Raw genomic sequence first — 15,523 nt, 5'->3', positions numbered from 1 at the left:
ACTGTGCTCACCTTCCCCGACGGATTCCTCTGGGGCGCTGCGACCGCCGCGCACCAGATCGAAGGCAACAACATCAACAGCAACTGGTGGGTGCACGAGCACACGCCTGGAACCTCCATCGTCGAACCGTCGGGTGACGCGATGGACAGCTACCACCGCTACCGCGAAGACATGAAGCTGCTCGCGGACGCCGGCCTCAACACCTACCGGTTCAGCGTCGAGTGGGCGCGCATCGAGCCGGAGCGCGGTTTCGTCTCGCGCGCCGAGATCGACCACTACCGCCGGATGGTCGACGCCGCGCACGAGTTCGGCCTCAACCCGGTCGTGACGCTGATGCACTTCACCGTTCCGCGCTGGTTCGAGCGCGACGGCTTCTGGCGTGCACCGGATGCGGCGGACCTGTTCGCGCGCTACACCGAGCTGGCCCTCCCCATCGTCTCCGACGGCGTGGACTACGTCTGCACGATCAACGAGCCGAACATCGCCGCGATGCTCGCGGGCGGAGAGGACGCCGCCAACCTGGTCGCGTACGGCCTGCCGAACCCCGACCTCGGGGTCGCGGATGCGCTGCTCGCCTCGCACAAGCGGTCGCGCGACGTGCTGTCGCAGGTCTCCGGCCTGAAGTCCGGCTGGACCATCGCCACGCAGGCGTTCCGCTCCAATGGCGAGCCTGGTTCTGACGAGATGCTGCGCGAATACGGCTACCCGCGCGACGACTGGTATCTGGAGCAGTCCGCCGGCGACGACTTCGTCGGCGTGCAGGCGTACACGCGCACGTTCATCGGCCCGACCGGTCCGCTGCCGGTCGACGAGAACGTCGAGACCACCCTCACGGGCTGGGAGTTCTACCCGCCCGCCGCCGCCGAGGGCGTCCGCAGCGCCTGGGAGTTGTCCGGCGGCGTCCCGGTGATGATCACCGAGAACGGCATCGCGACCAGCGACGACGAGCGCAGGATCGCGTACACCGACGCCGCCCTGCGCGAGCTGCACGCGACCATCCAGGATGGCGTCCAGCTGGAGGGCTACCTGCACTGGAGCGCCCTCGACAACTACGAGTGGGCGAGCGGCTACCGCCCGACCTTCGGCCTGATCGCGGTCGACCGCGAGACCTTCGTGCGCACGCCCAAGCCGTCGCTGGCGTGGCTCGGCGGCGTCGCGCGCGCCAACGGCCTCTAGCGCGCCGCGCGCATTCGTGCGAAAAGCGCGGTCCCGGAGTCCGGGACCGCGCTTTTTGCACGAGTGGTGCTGTGCGTGGGTGCGGCTAGCCGGCGGGGATCAGCGTGTACTTGGTGGACAGGTACTCGTGAATGCCCTCTGCGCCGCCCTCGCGGCCGAGGCCGGACTGCTTGATGCCGCCGAAGGGGGCCGCCGCGTTGGAGACGAGGCCCGTGTTCAGTCCCATCATGCCGGTGGCGACGCGGTCGATCATGCGCTGGCCGCGCGCCAGGTCCTCGGTGAAGACGTAGCCGACGAGTCCGTACTCGGTCTCGTTGGCGCGCGCGACGGCCTCGTCCTCCGTGGAGAACGTGGTGATCGCGAGCACCGGCCCGAAGATCTCCTCGGCCAGGATGGTGCTGCCCTGCTGCACGTCGACGAGCACGGTCGGCTCGAAGAACGAACCGTCGCCCTCCGGCGCGTTCCCACCGGTGAGCACGCGGGCGCCGCGCGAGACGGCGTCGCCGACCAGCTCCACCATGGAGGCGACGGCCTTGGCGTCGATGAGCGGCCCGATGGTCACGCCCTCCTCCGTGCCGGCGCCGAGACGGAGCGCCTCGACTTTGGCGGTGACCTTCTGCGCGAACTCCTCCGCGACCGACTCGTGCACGATGAAGCGGTTGGCCGCCGTGCACGCCTGGCCGGTGTTGCGGAACTTCGCGAGCATCGCGCCCTGCACGGCCTTGTCGACGTCAGCGTCGTCGAAGACGACGAACGGCGCGTTGCCACCGAGCTCCATCGACGTGCGCAGCACGTTCTGCGCCGCCTGGGCGATCAGCCGCTGGCCGACGGGGGTGGAACCGGTGAACGACAGCTTCCGGAGACGCGGGTCGGCGATGATCGGCCCGGAGACCGTGCTCGACGTGCTGGTCTGGATCACGTTGACGACACCGGCGGGAACGCCAGCGTCCTCGAGCAGCTGCGCGAAGAACAGGGTGGTGAGCGGGGTGAGCTCGGCGGGCTTGACCACCACCGTGCATCCGGCTGCCAGCGCGGGGGCGATCTTGCGGGTCGCCATGGCGAGCGGGAAGTTCCACGGCGTGATCAGGAAGCACGGCCCGACGGGACGCTGCGAGACGATCATCGTGCCGGTGCCCTCGGGGTTCTGCCCGTACCGCCCGCCGATGCGCACGGCCTCCTCGCTGAACCAGCGCAGGAACTCACCGCCATAGGTCACCTCGCCGTTGGCCTCGGCCAGCGGTTTGCCCATCTCCAGCGTCATCAGCAGCGCGAAGTCGTCCCTGCGCTCCTGCAGCAGGTCGAACGCGCGCCGCAGGATCTCGGCGCGGGTGCGGGGCGGGGTCGCCGCCCACGCCTCCGCCGCGCCGTCTGCCGCGTCCAGAGCACGGATGCCGTCCTCCGGCGTCGCATTGGCGATGCGCTTGATCACGCGGCCGGTGGCCGGGTCGCTGACCTCGATGGGGTCGCGCGTCCCAGCCTCCCAGCGGCCGTTGATGTACAGGCCGTCAGGTACACGCGAGAGCAGTTCGCTCTCCCGTGCGGACAGGGTGGCTGTGGGGGTCTGTTCTGCGATGGTCATGCGTTCACCAGTGCTTCCGTGACGATGTCGAGTCCTTCGATGAGGAGGTGGTCAGGGATGCTCAGCGGCGGAAGGAACCGGATGACGTTCCCGTAGGTTCCGCAGGTGAGCAGGATGACGCCGGCCGCGTGCACGGCGGAGGCGACCTTGGCGGTGAGTGCCGCATCCGGTTCGCCGTTCTCGTCGACGAGCTCGATGGCGACCATCGCGCCCAGTCCACGGACCTCGGCGACGCGCGGGTCGGCGTCGCGCAGGGCGCCGAGCTTGTCGAACAGGATCGCGCCGATCTCGCGGGCGCGGGCGGCGAGATCTTCGGTCTCGTAGGTCTCGATCGCGGCGAGGGCCGCGACGCAGGCGAGCGGGTTGCCGCCGTAGGTTCCGCCGAGTCCGCCGAGCTGCGGCGCATCCATGATCTCTGCACGGCCGGTGACGGCGGAAAGCGGGAGGCCGCCCGCGATCCCCTTGGCTGTGACGATCAGGTCGGGCACGATGCCGAACTGCTCGGAGGCGAACATGGTTCCGGTGCGGGCGAAGCCGGTCTGGACCTCGTCGGCGATGAACACGACGTCGTTCGCAGCGGCCCAGTCGGCGAGTGCGGGCAGGAAGCCGTCGGCGGGGACGATGAAGCCGCCCTCGCCCTGGATCGGCTCGATGATGAGCGCGGCGAGGTTGGCTGCGCCGATCTGCTTCTCGATCATGGTGATGGCACGCTTGGCCGCCTCGGCGCCGGACAGCCCGCCGTCGCGCAGCGGGTAGCTGAGCGGAGCGCGGTAGATCTCGGGGGCGAACGGGCCGAAGCCGTTCTTGTACGGCTGGTTCTTGGCGGTGAGGCCCATCGTGAGGTTGGTGCGGCCGTGATAGGCGTGGTCGAACGCGACGACGGCCTGCTTGCCGGTGTAGTGGCGGGCGATCTTGACCGCGTTCTCCACCGCCTCCGCGCCGGAGTTGAACAGTGCGCTGCGCTTGGCGTGGTCGCCAGGGGTCAGCCAGTTGAGCGCTTCGGCCACGTCGACGTACGAGTCGTACGGCGCGATGGTGAAGCAGGTGTGCGTGAACTGGGCGGCCTGGGCGATGACGGCCTCGACGACGCGCGGTGCGGAGTTGCCGACACCGGTGACGGCGATGCCGGAGCCGAAGTCGATGAGCGAGTTGCCGTCGACGTCGACGAGCACTCCCCCTCCGGCTGCGACCGTGTACACCGGGAGCGTGCTGCCGACGCCCGCGGCGACGGCCTGCGCCTTGCGTTCCGCCCGCTTGCGCGACTCAGGGCCGGGGATGGAGGTGACGAGCCGGCGCTCTTGAGGGAGGGCGGGTCCGCCGATGACGGTGGGAGTGTCGACGATGGTCATGGGGGAATCGTATGGACGCACGCGGTCCTGTCCATTAGCCACGATGTACAATCGCTTCGCCAGCACTGGACAGACTGGCGGATCGGAGTCGATCGTGCCCGCCACCGTCGCCCAGCTGCTCGCCCGCCCCGACCTCGGGCTGCGGCTTCTGACACCGAACGTGTCCGCTGCACTGGATGCGCGCATCCACTGGGCGCACAGTTCGGACCTCGAAGATCCGACGCCGTTCCTCGCCCCCGGGCAGGTGCTGCTTGTCACGCGCGCACCGGACGAGGTGGAACCGTACGTGTCCCGGCTGGTCGAGCATGGGATCGCCGGACTCGGCTTCGGCACCGAGGTGATGCGGGCCGGAACCCCCGACGCACTGGTCGAGGCGTGCACCCGGCTCGGGCTTCCGCTGTTCGAGGTGCCGTATCGCACGCCGTTCATCGCCATCGCGCGCTTCGTCGCCGAGCGCGTCGCCGCCGACACCTACGCGCGCAACACCTGGGCACTTCGTGCGTCCAGGGCGATCTCGCTCGCGGCCCTGCGACCGGATGCGCTCGGCGCCGTCCTCGCAGAGCTCGCGCGCCAGATCGAGCGGCCGGTCGCGCTGATCGGCGCAGACGGCGAGATGGACAGGGCGTATCCGCCCGGCGCGCTCTCCGCGGTCGACCGCGCTGCGATCGGCGCGGCGGCCGAACCGTTGCTGCGCGCCCGCCGTCGCGCGGCCGGCACCGCCGGCGGCGGCGGTAGCGGCGGAAGCGGCGGCCACGACGAGACATTCTCGCTCCAGACCCTCGGCGCGGCCGGCCGCCTGCGCGGCGTGCTCGCCGTCGGCTCCTCCGGACTCGACCAGGCCGCCCAGCAGGTGGTCACGGGCGTGGTCGCGCTGGCCGGTCTCGCTCTGGAGCAGAGCAGGGCGACGGATGCGGCGCGAACCCGGCTGCGCACAGCGGTGTGGCGTGCGCTCCTCGCCGGGGACAGGGCGCTCGCGGAGACGGTGGCGGAGCCCGTGCTCGGCGCGCTCCCGTCCGGTCCGGTGCGGGTCGCGGTGCTCAGCGGCAGCGCCGTCGCCGCGGCCGCGGACGTCCTGGAGACGCGGCCGGGGCTGTTCTTCGCCCGCGACGGGCACGACCTCGTCGTCCTCGAAGAGGACGCGGCCCCGTCCGGCCTGCCGGAGCTCGCGTCCCGCCTCGACCTCCGCGGAGGCATCTCCGCCGCCGGTCCGCTCACCGACCTGCCGTCCTCGCTCGCGCAGGCCTCTGCCGCCCGCGACCGGGCTGACACCGACCGCCCGTTGAGGGGGTTCGACGACATCGCGGGTGGGGGCATGCTCGCCATGCTGGACACCGCGGACGCCCGCGCGGTCGCGACCGCGGCCATCGCCCCGCTGGCGAAGGCCGACAGGGAGTTGCCGCGAACCCTCCTGGTCTGGCTCGACCACAACGGCGTCTACGACGTCGCGGCGCGAGAACTCGGGATGCACAGGCACACTCTCCGCACCCGCGTCAGCGAAGCCGAACGCCTCCTCGGCGTCGACCTCGGCGTCTTCGCCGCCCGGGCCGACCTGTACGCGGCCCTGCGCGCCGCAGGCACACACGAGTGAGCGGGGTGGACGGCTGACCGTCCACCCCGCTCAGGGTCGTGCTTCATCCGGTGGGGCTACCGCGTTCCTGCCGTCTTCCTGCGACGGATCAGCAGCAGCACCGCACCGGCGAGCAGGAGCAGTCCGCCGAGCCAACCGGCCAGCGTCGCGATGGCCGAACCGGTCGTCGCCAGCCCGTCCGTCGTCGCCGCGGTGGGGCCGCCGCCGGAGTTTCCGCCGTCGCCCGGGGGTCCGCCGTCGACCGTCCAGGGCTTCTGGATTACCGGGGGCTGCGTCTTCGTCTTGTCCGGCACAGAGACCGTGTCGGTGTCCGTGGAGGCGCACTGCGACGCGTCAGCGCAGCCGTGTTCGGTGGTCACCGTCGCCGTGTTGACGATGGCGTCACCGTCCGCCTTCCCTTCGGTCACCCGCACCGTCACACTGACGGCGCGCTCGCTTTCCGGGTCGAGGGTGCCCAGCTCCCAGGTGACTGCTCGCGTCTCCTGGTCGTAGACACCGCCGTCGGTCGCCGAGACGAACCCGACGCCTGCGGGCAGCACGTCGGTGACCACGGTGAGCGGCGCCTCCCAGGCTGCGTTGTTCGTCACGGTCAGGTCGTAGGTGAGCGTCTGGCCGATGGACACGACCCTCTCGCCGTCGTCTTTCACGATCGAGACGTCCGGCGTGTGGTCGACGTCTTCTGCGGAGCAGTCGCCGGCGACGACACAGCCCTCGACCGTGGCGACGGAGGCGCCGTTGACGATGTTCGAGCCGGCCGGGGTCGTCGCGGCGACGGTCACGTGGACCTGCACCACCCGTCCGCTGCCCGGTGCGAGGTCGCCCAGGGTCCAGGTGACAGTCCGTGCGTCCGCGTCGAACACGCCGTCGTCGGACGCGCTCACGAACTCCAGATGCTCAGGAAGCGTGTCCACGACGGTCACCTCCGTCGCGGTGGCCGCCGCCGAGTGGTTCTCGACGAACAGGTCGTAGCGGAGGGTGTCGCCGTTGCCGGCCGTCGCCTGGTGATCGTCCTTCAGGACGGTCACGCGTGGCGGAGTGCGGTCGACGTCGGTGGCCGCGCATGCCGTCAGACAGTCCAGCGTTCCGGTGAGCGTCGCCACGTTGGCGATCTCGGTGTCCGGTGCTGTGCCGGCTGCGACCGTCGCGGTCACCTCGAGGATGCGCGTCTCCCCCGGCGCCAGGGCGCCGAGCGTCCACACGATCACGCTGTTGTCCTCGTCGAACGCGCCGTTCTCCGTGGCGCTGACGAACTCGAGCTCGCTCGGCAGTGCGTCCGCGACGACAACGGTGTCCGCGACGGCTGTCACGGCTGTGTTGGTCACCGTGATCGCGTATGTCGTCGACTCACCCGGCCGGACGATCGACAGACCATCGTCTTTGGTGATGGTGACTCCCGCCCTGACCAGGCCGGCGTCGAGCGTCGTAACGATGTTCGCGCCGTCGCCGTTCCGGACCGGATCGGCGATGGTCACCGGTGCGGTGGCCGCTCCGACAGCCCCGAAGTCGGAGTCGATCGCGTCGTCCGCCCCCGCCTGCAGAGCGGTCAGCTCGTACTCGGCAGGCAGTGCCACGATCGCGACGCTCCATGTTCCGAGCGGAACGGTGAACAGGTAGCCGCCGTCTTCGCCGGTGACCGTGCGAACGGGTGAGCCGTCCGCGCCGGTGACCGGCTGGCCGTTCTCATCGCGAAGTTCCATCGTGATCCCGGGAACACCCGCCTCGCCGGCCGACCGCCGGCCGTCGCGGTCGGCGTCGAGCCAGACGCTGTCGCCGATCTGTCCCGCGGCACGGCGCACGCTGACCGCCGGAGCCTCCGAGGCGAGCAGCGCAGCCGTCGATCCGGCACTCGTGACGCGCGACGTCTGCCACGCGATGTTGTTGTTGGCGACCGCCGACGGATCCGTCAGCGCGAGGTCGTCACGACCGTTCAGACCTGGCGCCGTCGTGCGGTACTCGAGGTATTCGGGCTCGAGCGTCGGGGCCAGTTCGGCGAAGACGATCCTGAGCGCCTTCACGCTCGCGTGATCGGCGGGCAGAGCCGCCGACCAGTCTGCGTCGCACCCGCTGGGCAGTGCCTGCCCAGCGGGACGGTCGAACAGCTCGGGACGGCACGGGTTGTAGGACGTGGAGTACTCGATGGTCGCGCCGGCGGGCTTGCTCAGGATCGAGTCGAACGTGACGTTCCACTGGCTCCCGCGTTCCATACCGGCCAGAACGCCGCTGATCGCGGTGTCGCCGACATGCGGGAGCACGTCGTACACGACGAGGTCTTTCAGGGCGGTGTTGTTGGGGTCGGAGATCGCGAGCCGGTAGTCGACCTGGGTGTCCGAACCGTCGAACGTGGCGTTCGTCAGTGCGTCACGGCTCCAGTCGGCGTCGAGCGCACCCTTGACCGACTTCTGGATGGCGGCGCCGGAGCTGGCGAGGACGGTCCAGCCGACCGTGCTCTCCGACACCATCTCGTCGGTGTTTCCGTTGCCGTTGAGGTCGTCGACATCCGTCGCCGCGCCGGTGCCTTGGCTGATGAGCGTGTTGTTCATGTCGAACAGCACAGCCCGCTGGACGTCGCCGGTGGCGTGTGCGCCTTCGGTGGCGGCGAGCGTGACGTTCGTGTCGAACGTAACGGTCGGCCGAGGGTCGTCGACAGCGAGTTCGGTGCCGAACGGCCAGGTCCAGGTGAGGAGCTGGCGCGTCACGCCGTCGATCTCCTTGGTGCCCTGCGTCAGCGTCGGCTGGCCGACCGCATCCAGACCGGTCCACGCGATGGAGGAGACGTCGGGCTCAAGGCCGAGCGGAAGGACGTCGACGAGCATCGGGCGCAGCGGCACTTTGCCGTTCGCGCCGTTCGCGATCTGGATCTTCCACGAGGCGGTCACGCCTGGGCGCAGGCCATCGACATCGGTGACGGCGGTCTTCACCACCTGCGGGTCCGGCTGCGGCGTCGCGAAGAACTCCGGAGCGCTTCGCTGGATCGCATCAGAGACGATTCCGGCGACAGGGCTGTCTCCCGGCGCGAACTCCAAGCCGTAGAACGGTGCGTACGTGTTGCTCATGGTGAGGAGTCCGGAATCGGCGAACGCCTGCGTGCTCACGCCGCGCACGGCCCACCAGTCTGGGACGTTGTCCTTACCGATGCTGACGATGCGGAGGTCCGTCACGATCTCATTCGCCGGAAGCCCGAAGCTCACCTCGTCCGCTCCAGCGCTCGCGCGGTGGATGTTCAGCCGGAACGGGCCGACCATGGCAACCGGTTTGACGTAACTGTGCGTCTGCGGAAGCACGCCGTTCCAGGTGACGAGATCGACCTGCACCAGGTGCGACGCCGTCGTCTCGTCGAAACGGAACTGCTCTGTGCTGAACGCGGGAGTCGTGCACTGGCCGGACGGAATGCCGAGCTGCCCAGGGTAGGACATGCTCAGTGAATCGCTCGCGGGCATGGCCGGGGAGGCCGCCCTGCCTTCGACCACACAGGGAAGACGGTCGACCGCTGCAGCGGGGCGCAGCTGGTCCGACTCATAGCCTGGAATGCTTCCGTGCCAGTGCGATAGCAGTCCCCACTGATACTCGCTCGTGGTATCGGTGTGCAGGTAGTTGTTGTGCGACGCGGTCTTGGCCGCCAGATAGTTCGCCAGACCCTCCGCGTTCGGCGACACGAACGCGTGGTTGCGCTGGTCGAATGCCGTGAGCGTCTGTCCGTCGAGCGCGGTCGCTGTGGCGCTGATCCTGTTCTGGAAGGAGTTGACCGACTCACCGGCGGGGATCGACGCGACGAACTTCTCGTCCGAGTAGATCACCGTGATGTCGAACACCTCGGACGGGTTCACGCAGTCGTCGCGGGCCGGGGTCGCCGACACCCAGGTGACGGTCTCGGCCGCCGGGTCGTAGATGCCTCCCCCGGTGGCGGAAACGAAGGTCGCCCCCTTCGGCAGGGTGTCGACGATAGCAAGATCGGTGTAGTCGAGCGCGCCGAGGCTGGCGGCGTTCGGGTTGCAGCCGTAGACACGGTAGGTCACAGGCTCGTCCGGGCGGACGAGTGTCTCGCGCTCCGGTGTCACCATCTGCTTCACCGCGGTGAGCGCCGGAGTCGCCCCGATCGTCACCGGCGTCGGAGTGGTGACCTCGATGGCCACTCGCCCGCCGGTAGCCGCGTCATCCGCATAGCCGAGCTCCACGGTCACCGGGAAAGTGGTGCCGGGGAGCGTCGTGAAGTTGGGGACCTTCCAGGCGAGGGTGAACTCCCCGGACTGGCCAGGGCCGAGATCGCGCAGCACGACCGTGAGCGGAGACCCGTCGGCAGAGACGATGTCGGCACCGCCGTGCACGGTCGGCTGCCCATCGAAGGCGGCGGGCAGGCCGTTCGGTCCCTCACCCATGGGGACGGGAACGGTGATGGTCGGCGCGACGCAGTCGCCGAATGTCAGATTGGAGCACTGGTACGCGACCCGGTAGACGGCCTGGCCGCCGGACAGCACCGTGTCGTCGATCGCGACGATCGTCGCGGACATCGCGGACATCGCGGTGGAGGCTGCCGCGGCGGGAAGTGCTGGGAGTGCGGCACCGAGCAGGGCGACGAGCGCCAGAGACGCCCACCCGATCCGCTTCTTTCGCGTTGCGGGTCGCGAAGAATGTTTCAAGTTCATGAGGCATTACTACCACATTAAACATTCTTTTATTTAGAATATTCTAGTGTTTATGTGCATCGCATAAGCGTTCTGCCTCCCGCTATACGCGGGCGCATCCCGTGCAAGAGAATGGGCGGATGACCACACCCATCTCCGGAACGCACTTCGGCCTGACCGTCGGCGACTACCACGCCACGATCGCGTCCGTCGGCGCATCCCTGCGCACCCTCGAGCACAAGGGCCGCCCGCTCGTCGTCCCCTTCGACGCTGACGAGGTGCGACCCGCATACCGTGGCGCCACGCTGGCACCGTGGCCCAACAGGGTGGTCGACGGCCGGTACACCTTCGCCGGGGTCGAGCAGCAACTCCCCCTCACCGAGCCGGCACGCGGCCACGCTCTGCACGGCCTCGCCAGCTGGCTCGACTTCGCAGCCGTGGCCAGATCGGCCAGCGGCGTCACCTTCTCCGCCACCATCGAGGCGCAGACCGGCTACCCCCACCGCGTCGACGTCGTCGTGACCTTCGATCTCGACGAGGACGGCCTGCACACCTCCGTCACCGCCACGAACACCGGTCAGGACGACGCGCCGTGGGGCACAGGCCCGCATCCGTATCTCGTCGCCGGGGACGGCCGCGTCGACGACTGGACACTGACCCTCCCGGCAGCGACCATCCTCACGGTCACAGAGGACCGACTCATCCCGACCGGTCTCGCCGACGTCGCCACCGAGGCGGACGGCTCCTTCGACTTTCGCGAGCCGCGCACGATCGGCGACACGTTCATCGACCACGCCTTCACCGGCCTGCAGCGCGACGAGTCCGATGCTGCGACGGTGTGGCTGCACGCCGCCGACGGCAGCGGGGTCGCAATCTCCTGGAACGCCGCGTGCCCCTGGGTTCAGGTGCACACCGCCGACACGTCGGACGATGCCACCGACCGCATCGGCCTCGCCGTCGAGCCGATGACCTGCCCGCCCGACGCCTTCAACTCGGGCACCGACCTGATCGTCCTCGCCCCCGGCGCCTCCCACACCGCATCCTGGACCATCCGAGCCGTCTGACTCGCCCCCACCTCATCGAGCCCAGTCAGAGCGATGCCCCCAGCTGAACCCGAAACAGCTGGGGGCATCGACGCGGCGCGCTAGGACGCTCGCGTAATCCGGACGGAGCCTGTACCCGTTCAGGTGATCCGTCCGTACGAGGAGCCGGATGACTCACGGCCTCGTTTTGTCGATCCTACATGCCGGATGCCAAATTTTACAATTGACCCTGGTCAATGAAGGCGTACTCAGGCGTGAGCGCCCGGAGTCTGCACACCTTCTTCGCCGTCGAGTGCGTCTCGGAGCGCGGCTCGTGACGTGATGCCGAGCTTGGGGAAGGTCTGGTACAGGTGCGCTCCGACGGTGCGCGGAGACAGGAAGAGCCTTTCGCCGATCTGCTTGTTGCTGAGCCCAGCAGCCGCAAGCTCGGCGATCTCGCGCTGCTGCGGCGTCAGCGCTCCCGCGACGTGTTCGTGGGCACCGAGCCCGGTCGCCCTGAGCTCGGTCCGCGCACGCACAGCCCACGGTTCGGCGCCCAGCCGTTGAAACGCATCCCTGGCTCCTTCCAGTTGGATGCGCGCGTCGGTCGGCGCCTTTCCTCGCCGCAGGCGTTCGCCGTACGCGAGCCGGATCCGTGCCAGCAGGAACGGCCATCTGCTCGCGTCCGGCGTCGCCAGCGCGTGCTTGAACGCCTCGTCATAGTCCGCCTCGGCCGCGATCAGAGCGGTCGCGCCCAAGACGACGAGTGCGAGGCGAGGCGAGATGTCCGCGATCCCGGATGCCCGCAACTCGGCGACATGAGCGGCCGCCTCGCGCGCTCGACCGGCCCGCACGGCGGCCTCGACGAGATCGAACAGCATCCAGAGCGCCGCCGGTTTGTGGCTCGGGATCGTGCCGGGACTGCACACCTCCACGACCTGTCGATACGCGACATCGAATTCCCCAGAACTCAGCGAGGCGAGCGCTTTCGCGTGCGCGGCGAGCTGCAGCGCGAAGCCGACCCGGTTGGGAGCGGCCCACCCGATGAGGTCGTCAGCGATCCGCTGCGCCGTTGCCGCGTCTCCGCGGGCGGCGGCGATCATGGCCAGGTCGTATTGCAGGAATCCGCCCAGCAGCCGGTAGTGGTGGCGGTCTGTGAACGTCAGTCCCTCCTCCGCCAGCCGGTGCGCTTCGTCCCAGTCACCCGTCAGCAGGGCGTCGAAGCCGAGCAGGACGAACGCTTTGATCGCCGAAGCGACCGCCCCGCCCGCACGGCCGTGCTCGACGATGCGCGTGAGCGCGTCCCTGCATCCGGCGAGCCGGTCGACGTACATCCCGGCGATCCCCAACCGCACGGCGTGCGCGTGGTCGAACTCCTCGGCGATGCCGGCGATCGCCTCGTCCAGGCGAGCCAGCGCCGGCTTGGCACGGGTGACGGGTTCGAGGAAGGTGTCGCCGAGCAATGCGAGGATCTCCGGCGGTTCGAGTCCCAGCTGATCGAGCATGGCCCGGTAGTCGTGGACCAGATCGGCTCGGGAGCCGAACGAGCAGTTCGATTGGAGCACATACACGATCTCGACGAGGGGCTCGTCCCACGCTGCGACCGGGCCCCGGACAGTCTGCAGAGCGCTGACCAGGATGCGATGGATCGTGTCGATGTCGCCGCCGCTGTTGACCATGTACGCGGCGGCGGCGACGGCCGCGGCGATCGTCTGCCCCTGCCCAGGGACACCGGTTGCTCCCGCCCGTCGTGGGTCCGTCAGCTCGCCGGTCACGTCGACGCCGAGGTAGCTCGCGAACATGGCCCGGCGCTGATAGTCGGCGGGACCAGGACTCAGATCCGCCGCTCGCAGCAGCATCCCGATCGCGCCGACGGGGTCGCCGCGCCCCTTGGTCCTCATCGCCGCATCCTCCAGCAGGCGGGCGATCGCCTCGTCCGGCTCGGAGCTGGCCGCGGCGAGATGCCACACTCGTCGGTCCTGGTCGTTCGCGTAGCGGTCGGCCAGGCGGCGATGGGCCGCCCTGCGCTGCTCGTCGGTGGATAGTTCGACGACCGCCGACCGGGTGAGCGGGTGCCGGAACTGGATGCCGTGGCTGATCGGATGGACGCGGATCAGGCCGACCCGTTCCGCCGGCTCCAGGTCACCGGCCGGAAGACTCTGGAACGGGTCGCCCGTGCCGTCGAGCGCCGCCAGAAGCAGCTGATCGCGAGTGGCCGCGGGGAGGGCGTCGATCAGTCTGGCGAAGTAGAGCCGGAGCCGTCTGCCCACCGGCGTCCTGGCGATCGTGTGTCCGGGGTCTGTGGGAACCGTTGCCGCCGGCAGTTCGATCAGGGCCAACGGGTTCCCCTGCGCCTCGATGAGCACCTGCTGCGTGGCGTGACGGCCCAGCTGTGGGAACGTCCCGGCGAGAAGCGTCGTGGAGGCTGACTCGTCGAGCGACCCCAGCGCGAGCTCAGGCAGAGCCGCATCCTCGAAGAGGCTGCCCTCTCCCTCCCGCGCGACGCCGATGAATCCGATGCCCGTGCCGGAGAGCCGACGTGCGAGCGTGGCGAAGAGCACGGCGCTCGCGTGGTCGAGCCACTGCAGATCGTCGACGACCATCAGGATGGGCGCGGAGGCAACGCTCTGGGCGAGAAGCGCGAGCACGGCGTTCGCCAGCGTGAGGCGGTCGGGTGCCACCCCGTCCTCCATCCCGAGACCGACCGAGATCGCGTCCCGGAAGTCCGGGCGGAGTCCCGTCAGCTGCGGCGCGATGGGCGAGAGCAGCTGGTGGAGTCCAGCGAAACTGACTTCCGCTTCGAACTCCACACCGGATGCGCGCAGGATGCGTGTTCCCGACACCGCCGCCGCGGCCGCCACCGCCTCGAGGAGCGCCGTCTTGCCGACACCGGCCTCCCCGACGACGACCAGAGCTCCACCGTCTGCTCGCGCGTGGTCGGTGAATTCGCGCAACGCGGCCAACTCGCGGTCGCGACCGACGAGCCCCAGGGCGGAGGTCCAGTGCGGCACGATGCCGACTCTAGACCCGCGAGCGCCCGGAACGGCAGGCCCGGAGTCAGGGGGCGACTAGGTCATTCGACAGATTCGGTCCAGCGACGCACTGCATAGATTCGCTGGTGTCCATACGATTCGGAAGGAGAAACACATGACTGCAACAATCGTCCTCGTGCACGGGGGCTTCGTCGACGGCTCCGGCTGGCGCGGGGTCTACGACGACCTGACAGCGGACGGGTTCGACGTCCGCGTCGTGCAGAACGCGACGGTCTCGCTCGCCGCCGACGCGGCGACCACGCGCGACGTCCTCGATTCCGTCGACGGCCCCGTCGTCCTCGTCGGCCACTCCTACGGTGGCGCCGTGATCACCGAGGCGGGCACCCACGATGCGGTGCGCGCCCTCGTCTACATCACGGCGTTCGCGCCCGACCAGGGCGAGTCCGTCAATGCGCTGCTGGCGTCGTTCCCCGCCGACGGCCCCCAGCCGCCGATCCTGCCGCCGGTGAACGGCTTCCTCTTCCTCGACCGCTCCAAATTCGCGGAAGCCTTCGCCGGCGACGTGGCCGCACCGGATGCGGCGTTCCTGGCCGACTCGCAGGTGCCGTGGGGTCTGGAGGCGCTCGGCGGGATCGTGTCGATGGCCTCGTGGCGGGCGAAGCCGAGCTGGTATCTGCACGTCGCCGACGACCGGATGATCCCGCCGGCCGCCCAGACCACGATGGCCGAGCGGATGGGCTCCACGGTCGCGGAGACGCCAGGGAGCCACGCCATCTACGTCTCGCAGCCGAGGGTCGTTGCCGACCTGATCAGGCAGGCCGCCGCCTCGGTCGCCTGACCACGGACAGCCGCACGCCGCGCACGCCGCGCCGCCCAGCCTCCACACCGGTTCGGGCGGCGCGGACGCGTGACGGCGGAGAAAATCGCCCGCGCCACTCCGCTCGCACAGCAGTACGCTGAGCACTATGAAGCGCAGTTGGCCGTTTCTCGTTCCCGGCGTGATCCTCGCCGCCGTCGGACTTCTGTGGAGCCTCCAGGGCTTCAACATCGTGGGCGGCTCCGCCATGAGCGGGTCGTCGATGTGGGCCACCATCGGCCCGATCGTCCTGATCGTCGGCGTCGTCCTGATCGTGGTCGGAGTCGTGCGTCGCCGCAGGGCGCACTGAGTCCACCCCGGATCACCGCCTGCCGCCCGCC

At 69.6% G+C, this 15,523-nt stretch carries 9 protein-coding genes; 5 read left to right on the top strand and 4 right to left on the bottom strand.

All coding sequences use genetic code 11. The annotated features are described in order from the left end of the window. Positions 1-3 precede the first annotated feature (3 nt). Positions 4-1,176 carry a glycoside hydrolase family 1 protein gene (locus tag AC37TH_RS07185; protein ID WP_490763647.1) on the top strand — a complete coding sequence of 391 codons (1,173 nt, stop codon included), beginning with the start codon at positions 4-6 and terminating at the stop codon, positions 1,174-1,176. Positions 1,177-1,261: 85 nt separating this feature from the next. Here AC37TH_RS07185 and AC37TH_RS07180 read toward each other — a convergent pair whose 3' ends face one another. After that, complete coding sequence (locus AC37TH_RS07180; RefSeq protein ID WP_490763646.1) at positions 1,262-2,755, bottom strand: NAD-dependent succinate-semialdehyde dehydrogenase; 1,494 nt, start codon at positions 2,753-2,755, stop codon at positions 1,262-1,264. Continuing rightward, positions 2,752-4,104: a 4-aminobutyrate--2-oxoglutarate transaminase gene (gene gabT, locus AC37TH_RS07175; protein WP_490763645.1), complete on the bottom strand. Its 1,353-nt coding sequence runs from the start codon at positions 4,102-4,104 to the stop codon at positions 2,752-2,754. Before gabT ends, AC37TH_RS07180 begins: the two co-directional genes overlap by 4 nt. A 94-nt stretch (positions 4,105-4,198) precedes the next feature. On the opposite strand from gabT, the gene AC37TH_RS07170 reads away from it, so the two are divergent. Next, entirely contained in the window at positions 4,199-5,692 is a 1,494-nt protein-coding gene (locus tag AC37TH_RS07170) for a PucR family transcriptional regulator (RefSeq protein WP_490763644.1), read from the top strand. 56 nt (positions 5,693-5,748) lie between these two features. Here AC37TH_RS07170 and AC37TH_RS07165 read toward each other — a convergent pair whose 3' ends face one another. Then, positions 5,749-10,206, bottom strand: a complete 4,458-nt coding sequence (locus tag AC37TH_RS07165) for an SdrD B-like domain-containing protein (RefSeq protein ID WP_490763643.1) — start codon at positions 10,204-10,206, stop codon at positions 5,749-5,751. A gap of 245 nt (positions 10,207-10,451) precedes the next feature. Between AC37TH_RS07165 and AC37TH_RS07160 the strand changes: the two genes are divergently transcribed. Further along, positions 10,452-11,375 (top strand): aldose 1-epimerase family protein, encoded by a 924-nt coding sequence (locus AC37TH_RS07160; protein ID WP_490763642.1) that lies wholly within the window; start codon positions 10,452-10,454, stop codon positions 11,373-11,375. 227 nt (positions 11,376-11,602) lie between these two features. Here AC37TH_RS07160 and AC37TH_RS07155 read toward each other — a convergent pair whose 3' ends face one another. After that, entirely contained in the window at positions 11,603-14,344 is a 2,742-nt protein-coding gene (locus AC37TH_RS07155) for an AAA family ATPase (protein ID WP_490763641.1), read from the bottom strand. A gap of 136 nt (positions 14,345-14,480) precedes the next feature. Between AC37TH_RS07155 and AC37TH_RS07150 the strand changes: the two genes are divergently transcribed. Next, positions 14,481-15,164: an alpha/beta fold hydrolase gene (locus tag AC37TH_RS07150; RefSeq protein WP_490763640.1), complete on the top strand. Its 684-nt coding sequence runs from the start codon at positions 14,481-14,483 to the stop codon at positions 15,162-15,164. A 127-nt stretch (positions 15,165-15,291) separates the two neighbouring features. Then, on the top strand, positions 15,292-15,492 hold the full coding sequence (locus AC37TH_RS07145) for a hypothetical protein (RefSeq protein WP_490763639.1): 201 nt from the start codon (positions 15,292-15,294) through the stop codon (positions 15,490-15,492). Positions 15,493-15,523 lie beyond the last annotated feature (31 nt).

It is taken from the genome of Leifsonia sp. McL0627 (assembly GCF_058244615.1).
Note: the sequence above shows the minus strand (reverse complement) of the source record. Positions and strands in the feature narration are given on the sequence as shown.

Bases quoted from the DNA above. Each gene is read 5' to 3' on its own strand.
- AC37TH_RS07165 (WP_490763643.1), bottom strand. From the start codon at position 10,206: ATGTCCGCGATGTCCGCGACGATCGTCGCGATCGACGACACGGTGCTG.
- gabT (WP_490763645.1), bottom strand. From the start codon at position 4,104: ATGACCATCGTCGACACTCCCACCGTCATCGGCGGACCCGCCCTCCCT.
- AC37TH_RS07180 (WP_490763646.1), bottom strand. From the start codon at position 2,755: ATGACCATCGCAGAACAGACCCCCACAGCCACCCTGTCCGCACGGGAG.
- AC37TH_RS07145 (WP_490763639.1), top strand. From the start codon at position 15,292: ATGAAGCGCAGTTGGCCGTTTCTCGTTCCCGGCGTGATCCTCGCCGCC.
- AC37TH_RS07160 (WP_490763642.1), top strand. From the start codon at position 10,452: ATGACCACACCCATCTCCGGAACGCACTTCGGCCTGACCGTCGGCGAC.
- AC37TH_RS07150 (WP_490763640.1), top strand. From the start codon at position 14,481: ATGACTGCAACAATCGTCCTCGTGCACGGGGGCTTCGTCGACGGCTCC.